This is a genomic window from Thalassotalea sp. G20_0, assembly GCF_017744175.1.
Taxonomy (GTDB): Bacteria; Pseudomonadota; Gammaproteobacteria; order Pseudomonadales; family Endozoicomonadaceae; genus Endozoicomonas.
The window spans coordinates 1-26,151 of record NZ_JAGHQV010000009.1; the positions used below are offsets into that span (position 1 = coordinate 1).

Consider the following 26,151-nt stretch of genomic DNA (forward strand, 5'->3'; position numbering starts at 1 on the left):
AGGATCTTCCGTTGGAATCAATGATTTCGCAAATGCTTTAGCAACAGCAACGCCATGGCCGAGCCAGGAATGTTCGTTGCCATTCCCTGAACATTGGGAAGCGCTGTCGCAAATTGGTTGCTGAATGGGGTGCTGAGCGGGTTGCTGAATCATAAACAGGGCTCTTAATGTTGTAATGCATAACAGCAAATTAGAGAGCACAAAAAATTACCGGGCACTCTCTTATTCGAAAATGCAGTGTCGTAAAAGTTCCCGGTTTAATTTTTTTATTTAAGGGTACGTGTTGAAGACGTCGTGTTATTTTTATAAATGAATGGTTGTATATATTTGAATGATTGTAAGGCCAATGGACATTAGCGAAAAACTTTTTAATCACTATCCAGAGTTTGCATCGAATACGCAGCCAATATCAGCATTTAAAAATGGCCGGGAAATGGCAGCCTGGCTTGGACTGGTAACCAAACAGCAGTCTACCGGTGGCGTACCCACCTTGCCGGGGATCAGTAAACGGGGCGATACCTACCTGCGAACCCTGCTGATACACGGTGGCAGAACCGTTGGCAGGGTAGTCTATAAACACGACAATCGACGTAATAACTGGATTAAAGAGCTTGATCAGCGCAGGGGCAAGAATATATCAGCAGTGGCTGTTGCCAATAAAAACACTCGCATTGTCTGGGCTGTGTTAACCAGGAAAGAGCCGTACAAGGCAGCAGCATGAGCATCGGCATCAAACTATTAAACATTTGTCGTTAGAAAAGAAAAGCAAAAGCGGTTAATCAGTGTAAGAAGCCTGCAACGAGTTGCGCGGATAAAGTTCAAATGATGGCATAAAAGGTAAGACCTGCACTCCCTTGAACCTGACCGGGGTCAGGGCCCGAAGAGGCCGAAGACCTGATGAGGTGGGAGTGAGCGGATTCCATCAGGGCCAGAGGCATTGAGACCTCACTCCAAAGGCCGGTCTCTTTATTAGGAGAATGGAAGCATTACTCTTTAGTCATGATGGAAAACTTATCCTTGCAAAGCGGGGCGGACCATATATGACGCTGGTTTCGTCGGCCAATAAAACCATAACCTTGACGCCTCTGCGTATTCTGGCGAGCGCGAACACCTATTCTGGTTAGCGTGAACACCTCCAAGCCCTTAACCCGGGTATTTCATAAACATGCTCCCGTAGAGGCAAAGCAGGTTTTACCGTTTGCTTATCCGGAGGACAGTGACCTATACCTTCTTACTTTTAGATTGCTGACTGTTCACTCAGGTTGAGACAGGCTCATTCGGGACGGTAAATATTCCTTCAGCTTGAAGACTGAAAGTGGAGGGGGGAGAGCCATCAAAAATTTTACTGGAACTATGGTTTGTTTCAATTGAATTAGAAGTCAGCGTTAATTCACCGGAGTTTCCAGCTGAATGGATTGACTTGAGATACTGCTTTTTTGCGATATTCGCTTGCTTTGAAGCTTCTTCCTTGTTGGCGGTTTGTCTTTTGATTCTGTCGTAAGTATTCCTATAGATTCTTTGCCCCTCTGCAAAGACGGGATCTTTGCGACGCTCCCTTTGGTACTCCCTTTGGCGCTCTGCGAAAGCGAGATCTGTCTTGTAGCGCTCCCTTAGGCGCTCCCTTTCGCGATCTGCGAAAGCGGGATCTGTCTTGTAGCGCTCCTTTTGGTACTCCCTGTGGTACTTCCTTTCATGCTCTGCGAAAGCGGGATCTGTCTGGTAGCGCTCCTTTTTGCGCTTCCTTTGGCGCTCTGCGAAAGCGGGATCTTTGCGACGCGCCCTTCGGTACTCCCTTTGGTACTCCCTTTGGCGCTCTAAGAAAGCAGGATCTTTGCAACGCTCCCTTCGGCGCTCCCTTCGGCGCTCCCTTCGGCGCTCCAACCGAGAGGCTTTGTTGTCAGTTATTTTTTCTGGTGGGTTTGAAACAGATTTATTACTCAAGTTATCAGCATGAATTATCGGACTGAGTTGCTCCATCACGTTAGAATACTGATGGCTGTTATTAACAGAGTGAGAGCCACCTTCACCAGCCATACTCCAAACTCGCACAATTTTTATTTCTGATTCAGTGCCACTATCAGCTTTCTGAAATGTTTCTGGTCTTACGGATAATTCAGAGGGCTCATCCAGGCAGGTTTCTTTAGAATCAAGAATAGTGATTGACATTTGTTTAATTCTTGAATCATCGAATCGGTTATGGAGTCTATCCCCATCGGGTATGGAGGTGTTATTGATTGGGGCCGTTTGTTCCACTTTCTGACCGAATGCTATAGCATTTTTTTGTGTATAGCGATTGGAAAGTGACTTACCGCCGGACATAAAAGCATCATATGCGGTGAGAAAATTCGAATAACAGCCTTGTAAGTTACAATCTGGATCAGTCATTAATTCATAAATTCATTAAGTTATTGAATCACAGCTTAAGACTCCCACTTCGTTACACAAGTTCCTTCCCAGCTATATTCCGCTGAATATACGCCTTTGAGCGTCTAATAAATATCAAGCACACTATGTTCACAGTACACAAAAAGCGGCCTCCACTCTTGGTGGCTATTTGATGATCAAAAAACTGGAAGAAATAGAGGTGTATTTATTTTTTGTAACCTCGCAGGGCGCGAAAATCACTAAGTCCGTAAAAAAAAATTACGGATTCTGCCATAACCCAGGCAGGGTCAGCACTTAGTTCACACACAGGGAAGGAATATCGAAACTTTTTAGCCCGAATATTTCATAAACGCTGCTACAGTTCGAGTGTTTGATGTTTTTTCGAACAAACATGGTCTGTCAGATTGTATCAGCGTATTTCTCTGCGGTGACATTGCATCCCGACATGTTTTTTTTCAAAAAAAAGACCGATTTACCTGACTCCAGGCGCAATGAACCCTCAACCTCTTTCAGTTGATTCAATAAAACGCCAGGTAACTGACTGGCAATTAAAAAGTCGTGTCTGTTATCCCGGTTTGAGAACTGGCAGGGTAGCAAAAGCTTCTGTCACTCGTTCCAGCAACACTTTCATTGGGTTACTGCTGGGCAGATGTAACTTCACACGATCTTTATACTCAACCACTTTAACGGCAATTTTGAACAACTTGGCGATTACTGTTGAAGGCTGAGCCTTCTGCAGCTCTGTATCCTTCAGTACAGTGGTTCTCATTTCGTAATGCAAAACATAAGCGGCACAGGCATAGTACATCCGCAATGCATTCGCCCGAAAGCCCATATCCGATGTCCGATCACAGGACAGATCATTTTTCAGGTGTTTAATGTAGTTTTCATCCTGACCTCTGGGGCAATAAAATTGCTCATAAATGCACTTGGCTGAAGCGTTTTTGATTGATGTCACGACAAACCGGGGATTGTCACCCATCTGATTCACTTCTGCCTTGTAGATGACTCGTGTATCCAGACCTTTCCAGCTCTTCGCCTGATACTGAGCCTCTCCATACACACGCACCCGGTAGGGTTCCTTCAATTTGTTCGACCGGGCGTATGCTGTACGTGTTTGCAGACAGCGGCGGGCTTCAGCCATGCTCTCGTCCGCCATGGGGCGCAAGGCTGTTGGATGACCAGCACCTTTGCCCAGTATGTAATCAGCCGCTTTATCCTGCTCAACAACGCGCATCAGCTCCGGCTGGGCGAAATGGCTGTCTCCCCGGATGATGAGATGTGTTTTCGGCCAGGACTCCCGAATCAGCGTCAAAAGACGTTTAACAATGGCAGCATTTTCCCGTCCTGAGGGTGTTTTACCCGGCCGCATAATGGCGGTAATCAATTTCCCGCTCAAGCCTTCAAAAATCATCAGCGGCAAGTAGCAGGTATTGCCGTATTTGGTGTTGAACAGGCTGTACTGTTGAGCACCGTGTGTCAGGCTGGCTGTGTGGTCCAGATCAATGACTGCCAGCTTGGGTGGTTTTTTATAACTGCGGAGAAAATGTTCAGCAAAGGGCCAGGTTGTGTATATCCCTGCGGGACAAACCCTTCCCGAGTCGTGAAAATGTGGGGGCTGAAGCCAGATGAGTCTCGACATTCAAAGGGCTGCGACCGACAGCCAGCTTGAACATGGGGTCCTTACGCAAATGGTTGCTGTCATTGGCATCCTGATAACCGCAGGCCATTTGCAGCACTCTTTGCGTCAGAAGATCCTGCATGGAATGGTCAATATAGGATTGATGTCGTTTGTCCTGGATTGCCTTGACAAGCCGGGGAATTAGCTCACTGCGGATGGCCATTTCACGCAGTAACAGCGCGCCAAAATCGGAGGACAACTCTCCTCCGTTAAAATCAGCTCTGACAGTTTTACCATTAACAGGGTGAAAACGAAGGGTTTCTTGTGTATGTTTCGCCATAGCAGGTTCCGGTTTGCTTCTTCCGAAGCTTTCTTTTGGTCGACCCAATCATATCAAGTGATTGGGCGGAACCTGCTCTTATTTATGAAATATTCGGGTTAGAAAAAATCAAGTCCATTAATGAATTGATAAGTAGTAAAAGCGGTCTCAGGAAACTCTGAAAAGGTACATTTTATGGAATCAACTGGTTCTTGCACTGATCATTATTTATGCCCCAATCAAGATGATAACATGTGTAAATGTTCCAGCTTTACATGTGGAGTATTCTGTTGTACTTCCAGTGGGTTTGTCAGCATGGAGCTGGCACAAACTTATACTGCAATGTTTGTCGGCTTTGGGGTGGGGGCAGCAGTAGGCGTTGCGACAGGCACTTCAGCAGTGGCGATATATGTTGCCTGTTGTCGCAAGAATGCGAACGATACCAATGCCGTTGATCATGGTCACATCAGGTCTTTCTTTTTGAACACACTCAAGTTCAAGACCTCACCTTAAACCCTCCATGAGAAGCGAGCCTTCCATCTCGTCAGCACGTGGAGTAGACGGCTTAGCCTTACTCTGGGGCAAATTATAAAAAGAAATATAAAAACGGGGGAACTATTACGCCAATGGACAGACTAACTTAAGCACTTAGTTAATTGTACGGTCATATACGTACGTTTGTTCAGCTTATACCAACAATGCCACAGGAGCTTAAGTTATGTATGGCGTACCATCTAATGCCCCTAAAATTAGTACATTAGTACCCGCCGATTTGGTAGTCTCTGACGCAGCTAATACGGAAACTGATAAATGCAATATTTGCTTTGGCAGTCTGGGTACTCAGCGCACTATTGTGGTGGTTCCCTGTACCCATAGCTATCACAAGTCGTGTATTGATCAATTGCCAAAAGCCCCGGATATTAAAGATTGTCCAAGCTGCAGTCGTAGCGTTACCCATTGTTTATCGTCTGAGGAGATGCCGCTTCTTGTGGCTGCAGCCAAAGGTCGGCCTGATGCTGTCAGTTGCCTGCTTGACCTCGGTCTAAATGTTAATTGCAGCACCAAAGACGGGCTAACTCCCCTCCATTGCGCTGCCATCAAAGGTGATGTAGCGACTATAGAGCATCTTCTCAGCCATGGAGCCAGCGTCAATGCCGTAACAAGCGGTAAGACTCCCCTACATTTTGCGGCGGAACACGGGCAACAGGATGCCATCTGGCTCTTGCTTGAAAAGAGGGCTAATATCAATTCTCAGGCGCTATTGATGGAAACGCCCAGTGAAATCAGTGACAGGCGGTTATTCCACGCGCTTTATTATCAGTCGGAACGGCTCCAGGGCCTCCCTGGCGATATTCACTTAAAATGCCTTTCAACAGAGGCGCAAATAAAAAGCTACGGGAATACTCCCCTGCACAGTGCCATTAAAGCCGGGCAAGAACAGGCTGTTAACGCTCTGGCAAATGCTGGTGCCGACACTGAAGTACTCATTGGTGAAGACAAGACACTGCTCCGCTGGGCAAAAGATGAAGGGAAACTGTCGAAATCTCTGGTCAGTATTTTAGCCCAAGCAACTTGTGATACTGAGGCCCCCTGCAAAGGGACACGTGCAGCGCTGCTAGGTGCATTGATTGAGATCAATGAGTGGAATCTATTTGACAAGTTGCGAGCCAAAACCAGGGGCGTTGATCTTGATAAACTTAAATGTCCGGGGTCCAGTCAGCTTGCATTTTACCGGTCAGTTGAATGCGGTCAGCCAGAAAATATCAAGGCCATGATTAAGAGAGGCGCTGACGTTAACGCCCGTGACGATGATTGTCGGACTCCGCTTTTCTGTGCAGTCAACAAAGGGCGGCCTGAAAGCATCATTGCAACCTTGATTGAAGAAAATGCTGATGTCAATGCCCCTATGAAATTCGGGTGGACCGCCCTTCATCTTGCGGCTCGAAAAGGTCTGGCATCTACTGTTGAACTCTTGATTGACGCAAATGCTAATGTCGATGCCAGCATCTCAAGCGGGGAGCCGACCTCCCCCAGCACTGCGGCTGACAGATATAAGGATAATAATACAAACGGTGGCACTCCCCTTCACATTGCGGTTGAGAGTTGTCAGCCAGAGATTGTTAAACGCCTGATTGCTGCAAATGCTGATGTCAATGCCCACAACACTGCAGGACATACCCCTCTTAAAATTGCACAAGTGCTTGGCAGTATTGAAATTTCACGTGCATCCCGAAATAGCTCTGCCGCTCTTGAGAGGATTGAATCTTACATAAATATCGTTCATCTCCTGAAGAGTGCCCCGCAGGCTGTCTACAGGATGGATTTCCCAGGAACGTGAGATCCAGTGCTGACCTGAGTGCGACAGCCATTGGCTCTATGGCTGAACAGAGCCCCGGCGGAGCGGATGTGAAGCAACACTCAGGAGTCCGGAAGCGAATAATCCATAAGTGACCGCAAAGCTGGGGTCAAAAGCAGGGGGCAGGTCTTTCTTCTTGACGCTAAACCAAGGAGCCCGAAACTGGGTTAGGGCTTTCTTTTGAATGGATTCAAGACCTGGAATGGTCCGCCCCGCTCCCAAAACGGCTTCAACAAAATAGGCCAAAATAGATTGCTAATCTGCCTCAATGCGCTAGGAGGCTGTCCGAGAATAGCGCCCGTAGCGAGGACGGCAGAAAATTGAGGATAAAAATTCGGTTTTGTGAGGTGAATAGCGGGGCTATTTGCCGAACAAAAGCGGATTTTTAGACCAATTTGCTGTCGCCGCAGCAGGGCAGTCTATTCTCGGACAGCCTCCTAGTGCAGGAAAGCGCTAATACCCGTACACCCCGTTCATCCTGAGCGGAGTCGACGGATGGGAGCACCGCACCTCGACTCCGGTCAGTGCGAACGGTATGGATATCAACGCTTGCCTGCACTAGGTACTGTAAATAATTTTAGACTTAAGTTGTAACTATGTTTGTTTTCGAATAAACAACCGGTAAATCTGCTGTGCCTCTGCGGGAGCTCCATTGAAACGTTCAAAAGCTGCGGAGAACTGCCGGTTGTCCGCGAGCATCAACGCCATGGATTTATTGGCTACCCCGAAAAAAACAAACAGGTTCATAACCGTTAGTCTCGAAAGGACGATTTCAATTCGTTGTTACTAGAGGGGCTGAAAAATCTGGGTTACGATCAACAAAGTCAAACTCCCGTATTAAAGCTTGAACTGTTACGAAGTTGCGATATTATCCATGAAAATCAGATGTTTCAACTGGATGATGTTTGTCCTGACTTACTGAATCATCTGGAACCAATAACGGTAACGGGAGAGTCATTAGACTTAAGTGATTTTAACTTTCCAGTAGCATTACGAATTGTCGGTGAAAATCCCACCCTTTCGAAACCCTTGGCCCTCTCCATTGGCACTCCCTTCAATTTGGAATACACAAGAAGAGTTGAAGGTGAATGCCCGAATGATTTCACAAAAGCAATGCTTACATTTCTGAATGATCTTGCCCTTGGAGGTTATAAGACATCTGTTCTGATTGATCCTTTAAAATCAACTACCATAGGGCGGGTGGATCTTGCTGATAAACTGAAAATGGCCTTACAGAATTCATAACACTGACCTGCGTTGTACTTCCGGCTTGAAATCTAACCGGATGCAAAACTGAACGTAAGTATTAATTTTATACTGTCAGCTATTGGCATAAAAATACTGCGGTGTGATAATCAAACGGCACCGCTATGCAGTTCTAACGATTGATACTTAAACCCAAGCATAGAGGTGATCTCTGAAAGCAGGCCTGTTAGGCTAAGTCCTCAAAGTATCCACTATCTCTCCTGCCCTTATTTCAATCAGACTGATCATCCACTCACCAGACAACCACCGACTTTCAAACCGTGATAACGCTGACTTTCGAAGAACTTTACATCATCATTCTAAATATCTGCAGCATAATTTTATGCCTTGTTGTCATAACGAATGGGTTGTTTGTTTTTTGTTTAAAGGCGGAACTATTTTAATAAGAAGAGGTCTGAGTATTGATTCAATAATTCAATAGCCTCATTATGTTTTTTAATACTAATAATTTGCCCCCAGTTCCTTATTTCACATTCATTGGTCCGGTTCCAGTCTATATTAATCAGATCAATAATGAATCACACCCAGCCTTATACCAACAGTTTTCTGTTACCTCTGTACCTGAGGTACAAAGCTTAACTAACGTGTCTGAAGAAACACCTTCTGATCGTGACCCAACTGAAAAAAAACCTGACAACAAGAAATTTATGTGTTCCTATTCAGGGTGTGGTAAAACATTTGTAAGGGAAGGTACGCGCCGGATTCATGAGAGATCGATTCATTTAAGAGAAAAAAATTTTAAGTGTCAAACCTGTAAAAAAAGATTCTTTCACAGATATGATTTTATAAAACATACTTATATTCACTCAGGAATTAAACCCTATCTTTGCCTGAAGTGTAAAACATCTTTTGCTCAGTCTTCCAACTTATTTACCCATATAAAAAAACATCATCATATTCAGCCTGTAAAACAAGATAACTGGGTTAAACTGTGAGTAATCAGGGAATCAGTAGATAGTGATCTCTATCCATCAGGATAAAAAACGGCAAAAACGTGGAGAAACTTTCATATAAACCCTTGGTCTTAGACTATAATTAAATAGTTCAATAACTCAATGAGTCTATCAAATAAGCCAGCTCTATTTGAATCTGCTTTTCCTGATCCTTGTTTCAGTCCATCATATTTATTAGGAAGAATTGGTAAATCTGGTTCAGGCAAATGTCATTTGACGTATCAGGGTATGCCTGTTCAGTCATTGAAAACTCCTTTTCCCATTTACCATAACCAGTCAGACATACCCAAAAATAACAACAATTCTTGTAATTCATTGAATAAATATGGCATTAAACCTATAACGCCTGACGATACAGAAGACTTTATCCGTACTGATGATCCTGACATACCAGAATCAGTGCTTAATCAATATTTACCCCGGAGCTCCAGTGATAAATCTGAAGATGAAACGTTATCATTAATACCAAATATTCCTTTTCTTCAGGGGCTATGCCTATCAGAGAGTGAGCCTCGGATCAGGGAGCCAACAACAGCGAGCCATTGGAACCCCGATGATCAGATAACCAATCTTTCTGTCGCATCTTCCAAGCCACAAAGCCTGAACAAAAAAACAAGTGACAACCACACGAAACAGTCAGAGGAAATTGTTAATAATGACGCTTCAATAGCCAGGTGCCAGACAAAGCATCGCGGAGATCCTGCGTACGTTAAGCGGGAAAGGGTGCTGCACAAAGAGCGTTGCAAATATCCTGCTTACTTGAAGCGCAAGAGGGAGCGCCAAAGAGAGCTTCGTAAAAATCCTGCTTACATAGAGCGCGAAAGGGAGCGCCTTAGAAAACGTTACAAAGATCCTGCTTTCGCAGAGCGCCAAAGGGAGCGTATCAGGCAGCGTCGCAAAGATCCTGTTTACGCCGAGCGCGAAAGGGAGCGTCGCAGGGAGCGCTATAGAGAACGTTACAAAGATCCTGCTTTCGCAGAGCGCGAAAGGGAGCGCATTAGGCAGCACCGCAGAAATCAAGCGAACTTAAAACGTCAATGTGCGCAGCAAACAGCTGGCTGCGAAGAATGATCCCGGTTATACAACAGATGAGTGTCTCAAGCCATCCTGTCCATCTGAATTGACGTAAAGATTAAGTGTGGGTTGTCATCAGGGGAACTTTTTATAAGAACATCTGTCATAAGCCGGAATTCCTTAATTCAAGCATTTAATGGAAATACCTACTTATTCTACTCAATTGATTGCAGCTTCAGATGATTTTTCTAATTATCACGATACTACTTTTTCTGAATTCGGCTTATCAGGTCAGGTATTCTCCCGTGAAGTTGTAGAGGCAGCGAACATTCTATGTGCCATGCATACTGATAAAACCAGAAAATACCTTCAGCAGCCGATGGAGCCTGTTCATTTTTTAACTGATACTCCCCGGCTGGAAAAAAGGTCGATAGTGATCATCACCAGCCATACTAAAGAAGATCAATCACCTGCCGGAAATAAGTTGGATATTACAACTTCGGCTTCCGAACCGGGTCAATCTCAGACCATTTTTCAAGGTAAGACTTGCCAAAAGGCTTACGCAAGATCTGAGAAACGGAAAGCTTACCTGAAGGCTTACGCAAGCACTGAAAAACGAAAGGCTTATCAAAAGGCTTATCAAAAGGCTTACGCTAAGACCGCGAAACGGAAGGCTTACCTGAAGGCTTATCACAAGGCTTACGCTCAGTCCGAGAAAGGGAAGGCTTACCGGAAGGCTTACAGTAAGTCCGAGAAACAGAAGGCTTACCAGAAAGCTTACCGTGAATCAGAGAAAGGGAAAGCTTCCCGGAAGGCTTACGCTCGTTCCGAGAAACGTAAAGCTTACCTGGAAGCTTACTGTAAGTCCGAGAAACACAAAGCTTACATTAAAGCTTACAATAAAGCTTACTCACAGACCGAGAAACGGAAGGCTTCCATACGGGCCTGGGCTCAGTCTGAGAAAGGCAAGGCTTACCATAAGGCTTACCGCCAGTCCGAGCAACGGAAGGCTTACCAAAGAGCTTACTATAAAGCCTTCAAGAATACCGGCGATAGAGAACAAGCAAGAATCGCTGGCAAGCAAGCTTCTACCTTGATAAGAGAATAACATATAGCAGAAAATTTATAATAAAAAGTTCAACTATTGGAACCAAAACAGTAAATCAGCAAAAACGTCAGATCACTTGAGACAAATTAGTTTTTTTTCAGGTAGGAACTTTTTTAAAAAAATAGCGGTCTTAATCTATAATTCAAGAGTGCAATAATTCAATGGACAGACTTAACGTAGACTCATCTTTCGCTTCTGTCTCTTCCTGTGTTCAGGACTCTTCAGACGTAGCTGTAATACCACCTGATGATTCCAGTCCGATGCCCAGCATGACTGGCCATTATGTGCGGAAACATGATCCACCTCACAATGTTTTTTTAGTGGATAGATTGTTCAATCAGGTCACACTACCATCTCCATGCTCACTTAATGATTTTTCAATATCTTATTCACCATTATTTGAAAAAGAAATAATGCGCCCGGATCTTTATTCACCGGAGCCACCTGACGACATTTTTTCCTGTGACCATTCATGCACAGATCCAGCATTAACAAACGCAGAACAAACCGCCCATCAATTACCTCCGGAAAACCCATTGGCAGGTTTGTCTCAGCCGTCATCACACCCAGAGACTACACCTGATCTGTTGCATAAAGACACACAAGAGCAAGTTATAACTGCAACCATTGAGAGTAAGACACATGAATCGTGCAGTTCTGAGGGCCCCCTGCCCCTGACACACGCAGAAGCTAACAAACAGTCCGGGAAAAGGAAGGTAAACGAGAAAGGTTACGCTCAGCCCAGAAATACCAAGCCTTATAAGAAAGCATACCGTGAGTCCAAGGCAGGAAAGGCTCGCATCAAAGCTTACGCTCGTTCCCGGAAGCGAATATCTTCCAAACAAAAATGGGCAAAGTCCGAGAAAGGGAAGGCTTACATGAAAGCTTACCGGAAGGCTTATAATTCAGTTTTAAACGGAGTCGATGGTGATCGGAAAAAGGCAAGAATTGCCGGAAAGGAAGCTGCCGCCATTATCCTGGATTCGTATCGAGTAATAAAAAACTGAGCTTGATTCAAGCTCTATTTTATTTCAATTTATTTAACAACCTGAGCAAATAGTCATAAAAAGCTTTTCATTGTTATTGACTTAAATATTGATTATTCAGAGATGAACTTTTATAAGATAGAGCAGTCTTACTGTAAAACTCAACAACTCAACAATTCAATAATTCAATGGAAATTTCTGATTTTTCTGTTCAATCAAATATTACTTCTGAGTTCTTCCCTTATTTTAAAGATAATACTTATTCTTTATCTGGAGTATCGGTTCAGGCTTTCTCCCGTGAAGTTGTCGAAGCAGCTAATATTCTATGTTCGATGCGTATTGATACAACCAACAAATATGACCCTCAGTGTCCGACAGTGATTTTTCATAAATCATCTGATAATCCAATGCTTGGAAAAAGGTCAATAGCAATCATTAATAACCCTGCAAACGAAGATCAACCTGTAGTAAGTCGTTTATCTCAGGCCAACACTTTCGAAGAAAGTATATCAATGTCGTATAAAAGCATGATGATTAATGATAAAGGATGCGATAAAGTCAGAACGTACCAAGCCAGATACGAAGTATCTGATAAAGCTAAGAAAACCAGAACCAGATACGAAGCATCTGATAAAGGTAAGAAGGCCAAATCCAGATACGAGGCATCTGACAAAGGCAAGGAGACCAGAGCCAGATACCGCACGTCCGACCACGGCAAGATGGTCGTATACAGGGCTAGAGCCAAATATTATTCATCCACCAAAGGCAAGGTGAAAAAGGCCATATACAGTGCCAAGTTAATGGCCTATAAAAAAGCTATAAGTAAAGGCTATAGTGATAAAGTAGCAAGGGAAAAAGGAAAAGAGGCAGCTAATGCAAAACAAGCAGAACTTTCTTCATTGCTCCCCCATCCTCTGCCGTTGAATGAAAGAAAAAATCTCAACAATCCGGTTCAAACCCAACCTATCTAGATTGGACGGTCAACAAACAAAAAGTAAGCAGGTGTTGTTCACTGCTCCCTGGATAGATAGACAGCAAAACTCTATATTTGGTTGACATAAATATTGATCAGTTTTTTCAGGAAGGAACTTTTTTATAAAATAATTGTCTCAGCCTTTAATTTGACAATTTCATAATTCAATGTATCTCTTTAATAACTTACCCTCATTTGAGCCTGCCTGTTCCGATACTCTTTCCTGCTCATTATATTCAATGGAACAACTGATTCCACCTGATTATAACGATCAGCAGCCTTCATATCATGGTAAGTCTGTTCACGCGCTGGAATTATCTTTACCTGCTTACCATAATCAATCAAATTTTTGCCAAAATAATGTTGATTCTTTTCATTCCCTGCTTGAATATGATATTGATAATCTGATTATTACCGATTCAGCAGCTACTTTCAGCAATGAGCTCCCTGACATACAACAATCAGACCTTGATTACTATGTACCCTGGGATTCTGATAATGAACTTGTTGAGGCCAGGCCAGCACCAGAACCAGTTCCCCCTTTTATTCCACAGGCATTCTTATCGGTGAGTGAGCCAGAAACCAGAAATCCAATACCTGCATGCCATTGGCATCCAGATGATCAGAAAATCAATTTTTCTACCGCACCTTATAGCCCACAACATCTAAATCAAACGACAAGTTATAGCAAAATACCCCAAACAGAGGTGTTCGCTGACGGTAACGCTGCAATAGTCGAGGGTCAGAGGAAGTTTTGCAATGCCCCCCCCGCCAACGATGCATGTAAAAGGCAAATAAACAGGAACTCCGTGCGTTACAAAGATCCCGTTTATGCAGAATATTTAATGAATAGAAACAGGGAGTACCAAAGGCAGCGTCGCAATGATCCCGCTCAATCAGAGCTTGAAAGGGAGAAAAGCAGGAACTACCAAAGGAATCGTCTTAAAGATCCTGTTAACGCAGCACGTAACAGGGAGAGAAGCAGGAACTACCAAAGAGAGCGTCGCAAAGATCCCGCTTACGCAGAGTATAAAAGGCAGATAAACAGGGAGTACTACAGGAAGCGTAGTCAGGATCCCGCTTTTTTAGAGCGTAAAAGAATACAGCGAAGGATAAACAATAGACGCCGCAACCAGAATACTTTGAATAATGCAAAGCACCAAAAAGAGATTAGCGACTACCATGCTTACCTGGCGTATGAATGTGAGCTTCGAAAAGCTACGCCTGATCAGGAGATCAACATCTTCAATCAGCCAATTCAGCTGTAAACTCTGATGAATCATTCCATTTGGTGGCGCGCTCGGGAGGATTCGAACCTCCGACCGCCTGGTTCGTAGCCAGGTACTCTATCCAGCTGAGCTACGAGCGCGTGTAGACTGAAACGATTACAAACTGTGTCCTTCACCGTCTGCATTCAGTGGCGTGGATCATACATAAACCAAGGCCCTATGTACAGTACTCATGGAACAAAATATCACCGGTCAATTCAGGGGTGGCAGTCGCCAGTCTATAGGCTGTATTCCATGACTGACCAGATAATCATTGCTCCTGGAAAAAGGTCGGCTGCCAAAAAAGCCTCGATAAGCTGATAGTGGCGATGGGTGAACAGATGTCAGAACCAGGTGTTTACCGGTATCAATAAACCGCCCTTTTTTCTGTGCGTAGCTGCCCCACAAAATAAAAACAATATGTTCTCGCTGCTCATTCAACGCGGCAACAATCCGGTCAGTGAATGTCTCCCACCCCCTGCCCTGATGAGAAGCAGCCTGCTTATGCTCGACAGTCAACACACTGTTGAGCAGTAACACTCCCTGATGGGCCCAGTGTTCCAGAAATCCATGATTGGCCGGCGGAATGCCCAAATCTGACTCCAACTCTTTGTACATGTTAACCAGCGATGGAGGAATGACGATTTTGGGACGTACCGAGAAGCTTAACCCATGAGCCTGACCCGGCCCGTGATAAGGGTCCTGCCCAAGAATCACCACTTTGACCTGTGCAAACGGCGTCAGGTCCAGGGCCCGGAAGTATTCTGCCCCCCTGGGGTAAATCATCTTGCCCTGAGCCTTTTCATGTTGCAGAAAGCTGCGCAGGGTCTGCATATACTCTTTGGTAAATTCATCCTGAAGCATGGCTTTCCAGGAAGGTTCCAATTTGATGTCTGGCATCACCCTACCTCAACTAACATTGACAAATAAATTACCTCCAACCGCATAAGAGCCAACTACACTCTTTGCCAGCCAACGCACTTTAGCACAGCAACACCTTTACTAATAACAACTCAGTCTTCGTTACGGATCGCCTTCAATACAATGCAAACTTTTAATAAAGCATCTATCAGAATTTCTGCGGTTGCAGCCCTTCTTTTTAGCTGCCAGTCCCTGGCAATGCTCGAACGCAGGATGGCCATCGAAATCAATGCCAATTCTATTCATTTTGCTATCGCCGACGTAAACAACAAGACCGATAAAGTTTACCGGCACCTTGATTACGGTTCTCTGGAAGCGGGTTTCTACGATGACCTGTCAGCTAGCGACAACCGTTTTTTCAGCAGCTTTATGCTAAAAAAGGCTCAGAGACTCTTTCAAAAACTGCGAACCCGACAGGAACATTTCAAGGCAGTTCAGGTAAGAGCCATTGCTACTGACATTTTCAGGGAGGCTCATAACGCCGAAGAGCTGGTGCAGAAGATACGGCGTACAAGCGGTATCAATATTCGCATTCTATCCCCTGAAGAAGAAGATCGAATGGATTTTTTCTCAGCTTTAACGGCGACTGATAATTCTGAAACGCCTGTCGTCTGGGATATCGGGAAGGAGAGTTTTCAGTTGATTATCTCCGATCCTGAAGCTGGTCCATTTGCCCACAAAGGTGATTTTGGTTCTGTTTCCTTTATGGAATACCTGAAGGAAGTTGTCCAGAATAAACCAACACATTTGCCGAGGTCATTATCCCCCATATCATCTGAAGAACTCGAAGCAGGTATCACCTTCGCACGATATCTTGCCCGGAAAACGCCGGTCATTATTCGCAATGAACTGAAGAAAGATCAGGTTAAAATCACCGGTATCGGCCCGGTATTTCAGGAAGGCTTCGCAGAAGATATCACCATGCACCAAATGTCTTTGGACAAGGGCAAACTGGAGAGATATATCCTGGATCAGGCCTCATCCATCGGTACCAATGAAGCCAGTCTTTCAAGTGCAATTCTGGTATTTGGTTTCATGGAAGAGCTGGACATTACGCAAATGTTTATCTCCGACCACAACAGCACTGTTGGAATGCTCGAATTTCCAATACTCTGGCACTAATAGACGTTTTCATTAAGTTTGCTAATTCCCTCTCTGAATGGACATTTAGGATGTAGCTGTGAATGCCACAAAGAGTAAAAGGAAAAGAAAATATCTTCTTTTGCTCTTCGTTAATTTGTAGTTCCGTGTCTTTTGCTTCCATGCACTGAAAGAATCGTGAAAGCCTGAAGAATCATGAGAGTTTAAGGGTATTCAAATGGTTCTGCTGGCTTTCCCACGGTGGACGAAGTTGTGACGCAAAAGGCAGAAAATGTCTGTACTAACTGTATACACCCAGCATCAACTCTATCTGACGCTTGAGCATGACCCGGAGCCTGTCCACTGTTGTTTCGTCTTCAAAACCTGCAATTAATCCCTGGTACTCAACATGAATGATAATACTGCCAAATAGTTCAGCATCAATATCAGGATGGTTAGAGCCGATTTTAGAAAAGAATGTTTTGAGACTATCGAGAAAGAACTTTTGGTGACTGAAGGCAATGGGCCTCAGGTTTTCGTTACGCAGGCACTCCTGCTGGAAAGCACGCTCTGCGATCAGGTAGTCACGATGTTCTGCCAGCTGAATCAGCACATACTCAATAGCAAGATCACTGATCCGGTCAGCAAATACCTGACGACTGGCCTGGTCCGATGGCACAAGCTCTTTCATGGCCATTTTCAGCATACTGTCAGACTCTTCCCAGTACGCCTTGAATTTCTGGGCACCCATCTCCACAAACAGAGTGAAGGTGTCAGTGATGAGATCCGTAATATCTTTAAAATAATAAGTGGTTGCAGAAAGAGGAACATTGGCTTCCTTGGCAACAGCACGATGACGGACACCCCTGACGCCATCTCTGACAACGATTCTTAAAGCCGCCTCAAGAATTGTACGACGACGCTGTTCGCTATTGGCACGACTGGTTTTTCGCCCCTGATATTTCAGTTTCATATCACTGTCTTGCATACCAGAGCTTTTCATGCCTTCTGATGAGGAATCCATTGTTGAGACCATATTAAGACTGCCTTACAGTTGCCTGATTGTTTTATAGCGTTCGTCCAGTACCGTCGCTTGAACAAGCATCTTAGTACAGAAATCAACCATACGTATGAAAACCGGCCCTGCCACTATTCAGGGTTATCAGACCGCCATACCTGGAGTACTACCCATATCCTTATAGACCGATTAGACCGGGCGTATGGCAAACTCCTGGCTTCACCAGCAAAGCGCATCGACTTAACTTCAGGCTCCCGGATACTACATGAGCAGGCTTGGCCTGCTCATGTCATCAATCCCGAACTATCAGCGACTCAGAAAATAACTGAGTTAAGCAGGTAATTACTAATACGGTAACCAAACGGCAGGTTCATATAACCAATGCAAATGATACCTGCATCGTCGATTCACATATTTGACAAGTACAAACTTAAGCACAATTACTCCTGCGTCAATATCTACTGAGGACGCATATGAGGGAACAACAACACATCCCTGATTGACGGCGCATCCGTAAACAGCATCACCAGCCGGTCAATACCAATACCTTCTCCGGCAGTTGGTGGCAGACCGTATTCAAGTGCATTGATATAGTCTGCATCATAATGCATTGCCTCATCGTCCCCGGCATCCTTTTCAGCTACCTGTTGTCTGAAGCGCTCAGCCTGGTCTTCTGAGTCATTCAACTCAGAGAAGCCATTAGCGATTTCCCGACCCCCCACAAAGAACTCAAAGCGCTCAGTAACAAATGGGTTGTCGTCATTTTTACGGGACAGAGGCGACACTTCGGTCGGGTAATCCGTGATGAAGGTAGGGTTAAGCAAGTGATGTTCCACCGTTTCATCAAAGATTTCCATCTGAACCTTGCCAAGCCCCCAGATCGGCTTCACATCAATGCCCAGTTTACCGGCAACCTGTGTGGCTGACTCCAGGTTGTCAATATCAGCGGCATCAAGATCCGGGTTGAAATGCAAGATAGATTCAAATACCGACATCCGCGCAAACGGCTTGCCAAAATCAATCATCTGCCCCTGGTACTCGAACTCAGTTTTACCCAGAACGTCCTGAGCCAGCTGTTTCAGCATGGTTTCAGTGTGATCCATCATGTCGGTGTAATCCGCGTAAGCCTGATAGAACTCGATCATTGTAAATTCCGGGTTATGTCTAGTAGACAGCCCTTCATTGCGGAAGTTCCGGTTAATCTCAAATACCCGTTCAAAACCACCAACGACCACACGCTTCAGGTACAGTTCCGGGGCGATACGGAGGTACATATCGATATCCAGCGCGTTGTGATGGGTCACAAACGGTCTGGCCGTGGCACCACCGGGAATCACCTGCAGCATCGGCGTCTCAACTTCCATAAAGTCCTGACCCAGGAAGTAGTTACGGATACCCTGAATGATTCTGGAACGGGTCCGGAAGGTTTCCCGGGAGTGTTCACTGGTAATCAGGTCAACATAGCGCTGGCGGTATCGCTGCTCGGTATCGGTGAGGCCTTTGTGCTTTTCAGGCAATGGACGCAGAGACTTGGTCAGTAGCTGGACAGCACTCATATCAACGTAAAGGTCGCCTTTGCCAGAGCGCTGAACAGCACCTTCTACACCGATAATATCCCCCAGGTCCCAGGTCTTGATGGCATCCAGGGTCTCTTTTGGCAGCTGTTTGCGGTTCACATAGAGCTGGATACGGCCAGACATATCCTGCAGTTCCATGAACGCGCCACGGTTCAACATAATACGGCCAGCCACTTTAACGTGGTGGTTCAGGCCTTCCAGGGCAGCCTTGTCATGATCTTTGAACTGTTCCTGAAGATCGCCAGCCAGCGAATCACGACGGAATTTATTGGGAAATGCCACGCCTTTTGCGCGAATGGCCGCCAGTTTTTCCCGGCGCAGGGTAACCAGGCGGTTCTCTTCATGGGCTTCAGCAGCCTTTTCTTCCTGCACCTGTTGCGACAAAAAATGTTCTTCAGACATAAAATATTCTTCCAGTTACAGACCTTTTTTCAGGCTCGCCTCAATGAACTTGTTCAGGTCACCATCCAGCACAGACTGGGTATTCCGGGTTTCTACCCCGGTACGAAGGTCCTTAATACGGGAGTCATCCAGTACATAGGAGCGAATCTGACTACCCCAGCCGATGTCCGACTTGGAATCTTCCATCGCCTGAGACTCCGCCGTTCTTTTTTGCATCTCCATCTCATAAAGCTTGGCCTTCAGCTGCTGCATGGCCTTGTCTTTATTCTGGTGCTGGGAACGCTGATTCTGACACTGTACAACAATTCCCGATGGCCCGTGGGTAATACGCACGGCAGAATCGGTGGTGTTGACGTGCTGTCCACCGGCACCACTGGAACGATAGGTATCAATACGCAGATCCGCCGGATTGATTTCGATATCAATATTGTCATCAATCTCAGGAGAAACGAAGACGGAAGCAAAGGAGGTATGGCGACGATTACCGGAATCAAACGGTGATTTGCGCACCAGGCGATGAACGCCGATTTCAGTTCTCAACCAGCCAAACGCATAATCCCCGTTAAACTGAACCGTTGCCGATTTGATCCCTGCCACTTCACCGGCAGAGACTTCAATGATGTCCGTTTTGAAACCGTTGGCCTCACCCCAGCGCAGGTACATTCTCAGCAGCATATTGGCCCAGTCCTGGGCCTCAGTACCGCCGGAACCGGCCTGAATATCCAGAAAGGCGCTGTTAGGATCCATTTCACCGGAGAACATACGACGAAATTCAAGTACTTCCAGTTTCCGGGCCAGCTCATCAAGCTCATCCACAACGCCCTGAACACCCTCTTCGTCTTCTTCTTCTACCGACATTTCCAGCAGTTCTTCAGAATCCCCCAGGCCACTGGTCAGCTCATCAATGGTAGAAACAATCGCTTCCAGGGTGGAACGCTCTTTGCCCAGCTTCTGGGCGTACTCCGGATCGTTCCAGACGTTCGGGTCTTCCAGCTCCCGCTCTACTTCCTGCAACCGCTCACTCTTGTGAGCGTAGTCAAAGATACCCCCTAAGCACGTCAGTACGCGCTCTCAGGTCCTTGATACGCTCCTTAATGGGATTGACTTCAAACATTGCCCTATATCACTCACTTTTTCAGGTGCACACGGCACCAACACTTTATACTGCATAGACCCATCAAGAGCTGACCAATAATGACCGCTCTGGAAATACAATGGGAATGAAGTTGGCAGCACATGGCTGCCTATGAAACACTGCTCACAACAACAGCTGGCCGACAAGGCCATTACCAAAACGTGTAATACAACTGAATGATTTTACAACAATAGCCTGTTGGTTGGAATTGCTCCGGTATCCAGATGCCTGGAACTGTCGAAGTTGTCTTCCCAACACGGGGATCCAAACACTGCATACCCGCCCATTGACTCATGTCATGACATCACACTACGCCTTTACTTAACAGTAAGGTAAACTCCCGCCCGCTACTTCACCCTCACCCGTAGCCAGAGCCCCAAAGCCCCACGGCCTGTGTGGCAACAGGATCTTCTGCTCTGGGTACATAACAGAAGCACTCTTCATCATGTCACGTGACACTTTATTGAATGACTCAATGGCACTGGTAGCTGATATCGGTGGCACCAACGCAAGATTTGCACTCTCACTGGGTGGCAAGCTGCAAACAGACTCGGTACAAGTGCTGGCCTGTAATGACTACGATAACCTTGATCATGCGGTCAGCCATTACCTGAAGCATCAACAAGTTGCCGTGGATCATGCCTGCATGGCATTTGCCTGCCCGGTGAGTGGCCAGACGATAAAAATGACCAACAACCATTGGGAATTCAACCAGTCTGACATGAAAGACACGCTGAAATTGCTGTCCTTCAAAGTGATCAATGATTTTACCGCCCAGGCGCTTGCCCTCCCTGCCCTGCCTGAAAACACCCTGGTCAAGATTGGCAACGGAGAGGCAATCCCGGGGGCCACCAAACTGATTATTGGACCAGGCACGGGCCTTGGCGTCGCCGCATTGAAGAAGGCCGGCGATCATTGGCTGCCTCTGCCCGGAGAGGGCGGACATGCGGCGTTTTCGCCCATATCCGCCATGGATAAGGAGATTCTCGGTATTCTTCAGCAGCAGCTGGGCTATGTTTCCTGGGAATCGGTACTGTGCGGTTCTGGCATTGAACGGCTGTATCAAGCCCACAGTATGTTGTCTGGCCGAACACAGACACTGAAAAATCATGAAATCACGGCTCAGGCCCTGGACGGGGAACCCCTCTGTCGACAGACACTACTGCATTTCTGTGAATTGCTGGGCAGGGCCGCCAGTAATGCGGCACTGACCACCGGAGCCCAGGGGGGCGTCTATATTGCTGGCGGCATTATTCCACGCTTCCCGGAGTTCTTCGCCCAATCAGATTTCAGGACATCGTTCGACCTTAACGATAAGATGGCCGATTATCTGGCTGCTATCCCAACCAGTCTGATTATTCACGACAACCCGGGCCTGATCGGTGCGTGTGAAGCATCAGGCAACCCATTCATCCATTGATTTTTCGTGGCTGACCCTGATCCGGGTCAGCTTCCAGAGATACTGGAAGAGCAGCAATTCGTCCACAACTGCCAGACAAATTTTCAAACAACCTGCTCAGGGTCATGACTGATAATCCCTGTAAACCGTACAGGTGATTCCGTCGGGGCTACATGCCGACACTGAACATACACATGCTCGGCGATCATACCTGCAACACCACCTACGACAAAACCTGTCAAAAAACCTGCCAAACTACTTGCATAAGCACCGGCAACCCCCCTGACAACATGTTCGACACAAATGGCAACACCAGAGGCTATAGGCAGGCTAACAACCAGATTAACAGCTGTTCGTTCCAACAGTGAAACCGTGCGTCCCAGACACTTAAACTGACAAGATATCGGTTCTGGAATATCTGGTAAATCAGAGGCTTCCGCACTCTGAGTCGGAAGTATTTGAATAATTGATGACATTGATGTGGATGCTTGCATTAAATTACCCTGAAAGATGTCTAAATCTTTTAAGAGCCTGAATTTAGAAATTAGTTCCATAATTTTTCATTTTTCCGATCTTCTAAAGAGCCCCATAACGCACCTGAAACGGAACCTGCTCATCATTTTGAGGTCTGATAACGATATTTACAGTCTGATGCGCGCAGGGCTTTATTCTGAAAGCAACCACATCAACCTACGCCCACCCAAAGCCTGCTGACCGGTTTCGCCAACAAACCGTTTCAAGCAGGGTTCCTGGCCGCAACGGAAGCACTTTTCATGGCAAAAGAGTCTCAAACCATCCATCCCACAGGGATATAGCCCCACCCCGGGATGATCCCAAAGGTATTGAGGACGCTTTTTGGCAAAAGAGACCATTACAGGGACGGCAAGTCACCCCCGCTGTGGTACTTAACGCCTATGGAAAAGATAGAACCTCTCTCAGAGGTGGCTTTTTTCTGTCAAAACTTTGCTTGCAGAACATTCTACTCAACCGTAGAAAAGTGACCCCGGATCAGGTCATTCAGGAATTCACCCGGAAGCCAGATCGAAATAAGTATCTGGTGGCGATAACGCGCTTCAAAGCAGAATGTTGTCAGAAAGGCCTGCTGTTGAAAGGCCGGCGGATCTCACCGGATGAGGTGGTTAACGAGTTTCAGGCCGCCCGGGCAACACTGGAGCTGGCTCGCTTTATGGAAGAATGTTGTCTGAAGGGCTTGCTGTTAAAGGGCCGACAGGTCACACCGGAAGCGGTGGTCAGGGCCTTCCCGGATAGTCTGCCAGGCAAACTGGGGATCGCACGCTTTATGGAACAATGTTGCCTGAGGGGTTTGCCGTTAAATAGCCAGCAGGTGACACCGGGCGACGTGGTTAAGGCTTTCCCGGAGAGTCCGGAAGGCAAACTGGGAAAAGGACGCTTCACAGCGGAATGCTGCCTGAAGGGCCTGATATTGAATGGCCAACGGGTCACACCGGATGCCGTGGTCAGGGATTATCAGGCAGCCAGAGCAACACTGGAGCTAGCGCGTTTCAAAGCAGAATGCTGCCTGCAAGGCTTGCTGCTGAGAGGCCAGCAGGTCACACCGGATGTGGTGGTTAAGGATTTCCCGGACAGTCCGCAAGGCAAACTGGGTATTGCACGCTTCAAAACGGAATGCTGCCTGAGAGACCTTGCATTGCATGGCCGACAGGTCACACCAGACGAGGTGGTTAAGGATTTCCCGGATAGTCTGCATGGCAAACTGGGTATTGCACGCTTCAAAGCGGAATGCTGTCTGAGGGGCCTGATGTTGTATGGCCAGCAGGTCACACCGGATGCCGTGGTTAACGATTATCAGGCAGCCAATGCGACACTGGAGCTAGCGCACTTCAAAGCAGAATGTTGCCTGAAAGGCCTGCTGTTGAAGGGCAGGCACATTACACCGGATGAGGTGGTTAAGGATTTCCCGGATAATCCGGAAGGCAGACTGGGGCTGGCGCACTTTAAGGAACGATGTTGCCTGAAGGGCATGACATTAAATGGCCAGCAGATCACACCGGAAACGGTGGTTAAGGGGTTCCCGGATAGTCCGGAAGGCAGACTGGGGACATTACGCTTCAGCGAACAATGTTGCCTGAAGGGCCTGGCGTTGCATGACCAGCTGGCCAAACCGGAGGTGGTGTTTAAGAATTATCAGGGGGCCGGGGCAACACTGGAGCTGGCGCGCTTCAAAGCAGAATGTTGCCTGAGGGGGCTGCCGCTGAACGGCCAGCAAGTCACACCGGATTTGGTGGTTAAGGGTTATCAGGCAGCCGGGGCAACACTGGAGCTGGCACGCTTTAAAGAGGAATGTTGCCTGAGAGGTCTGGTGTTGAATGGCCAGCAGGTCACACCGGATGCGGTGGTGAAGGATTTCCCGGATACCCGGGAAGGTAGACTGGGGATAGCGCGCTTTAAGGAACAATGTTGCCTCAGGGCCCTGGCGTTGAATCACCGGCAAGTCACACCGGATGAGGTGGTCAGGGGTTTCAGGGCAGCCAGAGCGTCTCTGCCGCTGGCACGCTTCAAAGTGGAATGTTGCCTGAGAGGACTGGTGGTTAATGGCCAGCAGGTCACACCGGATGCAGTGGTTAAGGATTTTCCGGAAAGTTCGGACGGCAAACTGGGAATAGTACGCTTCAGGGATCAATGTTGTCTGAGGGGCCTGGCGTTCAATGGTCAGCAGATTTCACCGGAGGCGGTGGTTAAGGATTATGAACGCGGTGGCTGGTTGCTCGAAAAAGCTGTTTTTTATTCTCAGCTGGCATTGAATGCAAGAGAGCTGAATAGCGCCTGTCTGGATAATCGGAAAGTACTGGCAGCGTTTAATGAAGTACCCGGGGATCACTCTGCAAAGCAAATCAGGTATCTGATTCAAAAGTTGAAACAATCTCAAAAGTACGAGGAAACCAGCGAAGCTCAGGAGACACTTCAAGAGGCCTGGCAAATCCTGAACAGCGTATCGGTCAAAGACGATGAGCATGATCGACTGCAATGTCTATTGAAATTCATGGCTATGCAGCATGGGCTGACAATTGATCATCAGGTGGTGTCAGCGAAACAGGTATTGCAATCCATCACCCCCCTGAGGCACTCATTCAAGAATTCACGTATACATTTTTTCTTCCTGGCACACTGTTATATCACCAGCCATTCTATTAATGGACAAGTCATCCATAAGGAACAGGTTCTGAATTGCCTTCAGCATTTTCCGGAAGGAAGCAAACGGCACCATGCGTTGGTCTCCTGGTTTGAGCAACGCAACTGCGAAGTTCACAAAGCCAGGATAATTGACAGTATGCTGCGGGCAAATACCGTTGCCTCAGGGGGCAGTCCCCAGGGGTACGCAGCCTCTGCCAGTCAACACACAGCGGATGTTCCCGTGCACAGGAAGTATACCGTAGCAACAGCAGGCGGACCGGGCTTACCGGAAAGGCAGGCTTCCCGGTTAAATGTGCTGATACTGAGAACACTGGAGATCATCCAGGAAATCAATGACGCCTGTGACGTTCCCGCCCTACTGGTGACCGGTTCATACGCGCGCTATTTACAGAACCTCTGCTCATCATTCAATGATATTGACATTATTTGCACGACAGATGAGTCTGCCAGAACCCTCTTTGAAAAGCTGCAGGTACTTAACACCGACAGGGATTCAGAAATCCCCAAGAGCATGACCATCAGCCGGGTTCCGGGATGTCCGGCGATTAAACTCCCGACAGCTTACAATATTCAGCTTAAAGACGGTGATCTGGGTATGAAAGTAATGGACTTTCAGGTCAGTATTGACGCCCTGGTAACAGACAGAAATACAGCACGATTGGTCATTGACGTTCCTGGCGTGAGCAGGCCGGTGTGGTGTTTGTCGTTTGCTGAAGAAACCGGATTACTGAACAATACGCTGGCATACCTTGCCGATAACCTTGACCTGCTGACAGATCGGTTGCAAAGAAGAGAGATATTTTCCATACCACGAACCATTCTGTTTAATTTTCCACAAAACCCGGAGGAGCATATTTATGGCCTGCTGATGCGCTCCCTGCTCACCCTGAATAAAGCCAGGCAGTTCATCGCTCTGCACCGTGAAAGCAAGCCCGAAAAACCTGACTGCCAGACTTACCAGCGGCAAAAACAACAACAGCACCTGCAAGTGCTGACTGAGAATCTTCAAGTGAAATTGAAGAGCCATAGTTACCGCCAAGCGTTTGAGCACAGAGTTAACAGATGGCTATTGACAGCTCCCCATGAGAGTGATTACGAGATCAAAAGAAGGGACTTTATCACAACACTGCTTGCGATGATTCAGCTTGACTAACATCAAGGCCGTCAACCGCTTGCATAAAATGATAAGCCCCCCT

General features: G+C 46.7%; 19 protein-coding genes, 1 tRNA gene and 1 pseudogene. 12 read left to right on the top strand and 9 right to left on the bottom strand.

Annotated features, from left to right (window positions below):
• Positions 1-346 precede the first annotated feature (346 nt).
• Positions 347-721: a transposase gene (locus J7438_RS07375; protein ID WP_209204317.1), complete on the top strand. Its 375-nt coding sequence runs from the start codon at positions 347-349 to the stop codon at positions 719-721.
• A 536-nt stretch (positions 722-1,257) separates the two neighbouring features.
• On the opposite strand, the gene J7438_RS07380 is transcribed toward J7438_RS07375, so the two are convergent.
• Positions 1,258-2,166 (bottom strand): hypothetical protein, encoded by a 909-nt coding sequence (locus J7438_RS07380; RefSeq protein ID WP_209276050.1) that lies wholly within the window; start codon positions 2,164-2,166, stop codon positions 1,258-1,260.
• 784 nt (positions 2,167-2,950) lie between these two features.
• Positions 2,951-4,346: pseudogene (locus J7438_RS07385) on the bottom strand (IS1380 family transposase).
• 697 nt (positions 4,347-5,043) lie between these two features.
• Between J7438_RS07385 and J7438_RS07390 the strand changes: the two are divergent.
• Entirely contained in the window at positions 5,044-6,663 is a 1,620-nt protein-coding gene (locus J7438_RS07390) for an ankyrin repeat domain-containing protein (RefSeq protein WP_209276051.1), read from the top strand.
• A gap of 612 nt (positions 6,664-7,275) precedes the next feature.
• On the opposite strand, the gene J7438_RS07395 is transcribed toward J7438_RS07390, so the two are convergent.
• Entirely contained in the window at positions 7,276-7,428 is a 153-nt protein-coding gene (locus J7438_RS07395) for a hypothetical protein (RefSeq protein ID WP_209276052.1), read from the bottom strand.
• 138 nt (positions 7,429-7,566) lie between these two features.
• Here J7438_RS07395 and J7438_RS07400 point away from each other — a divergent pair, with 138 nt between their 5' ends.
• From J7438_RS07400 to J7438_RS07430, 7 genes are all read left to right on the top strand, one after another.
• Complete coding sequence (locus tag J7438_RS07400) at positions 7,567-7,926, top strand: hypothetical protein (protein ID WP_209276053.1); 360 nt, start codon at positions 7,567-7,569, stop codon at positions 7,924-7,926.
• Positions 7,927-8,375: 449 nt separating this feature from the next.
• Positions 8,376-8,882 (top strand): C2H2-type zinc finger protein, encoded by a 507-nt coding sequence (locus J7438_RS07405; RefSeq protein ID WP_209276054.1) that lies wholly within the window; start codon positions 8,376-8,378, stop codon positions 8,880-8,882.
• Between the two features lie 231 nt (positions 8,883-9,113).
• On the top strand, positions 9,114-9,971 hold the full coding sequence (locus tag J7438_RS07410) for a hypothetical protein (protein WP_209276055.1): 858 nt from the start codon (positions 9,114-9,116) through the stop codon (positions 9,969-9,971).
• A gap of 139 nt (positions 9,972-10,110) precedes the next feature.
• Entirely contained in the window at positions 10,111-11,022 is a 912-nt protein-coding gene (locus tag J7438_RS07415) for a hypothetical protein (RefSeq protein WP_209276056.1), read from the top strand.
• 413 nt (positions 11,023-11,435) lie between these two features.
• Positions 11,436-12,029: a hypothetical protein gene (locus J7438_RS07420; protein ID WP_209276057.1), complete on the top strand. Its 594-nt coding sequence runs from the start codon at positions 11,436-11,438 to the stop codon at positions 12,027-12,029.
• Between the two features lie 167 nt (positions 12,030-12,196).
• On the top strand, positions 12,197-12,979 hold the full coding sequence (locus J7438_RS07425; protein WP_209276058.1) for a hypothetical protein: 783 nt from the start codon (positions 12,197-12,199) through the stop codon (positions 12,977-12,979).
• A gap of 847 nt (positions 12,980-13,826) precedes the next feature.
• Positions 13,827-14,249 carry a hypothetical protein gene (locus J7438_RS07430; RefSeq protein ID WP_209276059.1) on the top strand — a complete coding sequence of 141 codons (423 nt, stop codon included), beginning with the start codon at positions 13,827-13,829 and terminating at the stop codon, positions 14,247-14,249.
• A gap of 24 nt (positions 14,250-14,273) precedes the next feature.
• Here the strand turns inward: J7438_RS07430 and J7438_RS07435 are convergent.
• A tRNA-Arg gene (locus tag J7438_RS07435) sits at positions 14,274-14,350 on the bottom strand.
• 112 nt (positions 14,351-14,462) lie between these two features.
• Positions 14,463-15,149, bottom strand: a complete 687-nt coding sequence (gene ung, locus J7438_RS07440) for a uracil-DNA glycosylase (RefSeq protein ID WP_209201521.1) — start codon at positions 15,147-15,149, stop codon at positions 14,463-14,465.
• Between the two features lie 219 nt (positions 15,150-15,368).
• Here ung and J7438_RS07445 point away from each other — a divergent pair, with 219 nt between their 5' ends.
• Positions 15,369-16,292 carry a Ppx/GppA phosphatase family protein gene (locus J7438_RS07445; RefSeq protein WP_209276060.1) on the top strand — a complete coding sequence of 308 codons (924 nt, stop codon included), beginning with the start codon at positions 15,369-15,371 and terminating at the stop codon, positions 16,290-16,292.
• Positions 16,293-16,551: 259 nt separating this feature from the next.
• Here the strand turns inward: J7438_RS07445 and J7438_RS07450 are convergent, their stop codons facing one another.
• From J7438_RS07450 to prfB, 3 genes are all read right to left on the bottom strand, one after another.
• Entirely contained in the window at positions 16,552-17,274 is a 723-nt protein-coding gene (locus tag J7438_RS07450; RefSeq protein ID WP_209276061.1) for a TetR/AcrR family transcriptional regulator, read from the bottom strand.
• 452 nt (positions 17,275-17,726) lie between these two features.
• A complete protein-coding gene (lysS, locus tag J7438_RS07455; RefSeq protein ID WP_209276062.1) occupies positions 17,727-19,247 on the bottom strand; it encodes a lysine--tRNA ligase in 1,521 nt (506 codons plus the stop codon).
• A gap of 15 nt (positions 19,248-19,262) precedes the next feature.
• A protein-coding gene (gene prfB, locus J7438_RS07460) for a peptide chain release factor 2 (protein ID WP_209201517.1) occupies positions 19,263-20,361 on the bottom strand; the annotation gives its coding sequence in 2 pieces (ribosomal slippage) (positions 19,263-20,285 and positions 20,287-20,361; 1,098 coding nt in all).
• 466 nt (positions 20,362-20,827) lie between these two features.
• Between prfB and glk the strand changes: the two genes are divergently transcribed.
• The gene (gene glk / locus J7438_RS07465; protein WP_209201516.1) at positions 20,828-21,802 is read left to right on the top strand and encodes a glucokinase; all 975 of its coding nucleotides are present in this window, start codon (positions 20,828-20,830) and stop codon (positions 21,800-21,802) included.
• 83 nt (positions 21,803-21,885) lie between these two features.
• Here the strand turns inward: glk and J7438_RS07470 are convergent, their stop codons facing one another.
• Complete coding sequence (locus J7438_RS07470) at positions 21,886-22,335, bottom strand: hypothetical protein (protein WP_209276063.1); 450 nt, start codon at positions 22,333-22,335, stop codon at positions 21,886-21,888.
• 443 nt (positions 22,336-22,778) lie between these two features.
• Here J7438_RS07470 and J7438_RS07475 point away from each other — a divergent pair, with 443 nt between their 5' ends.
• Positions 22,779-26,108 carry a hypothetical protein gene (locus J7438_RS07475; RefSeq protein WP_209276064.1) on the top strand — a complete coding sequence of 1,110 codons (3,330 nt, stop codon included), beginning with the start codon at positions 22,779-22,781 and terminating at the stop codon, positions 26,106-26,108.
• Positions 26,109-26,151 lie beyond the last annotated feature (43 nt).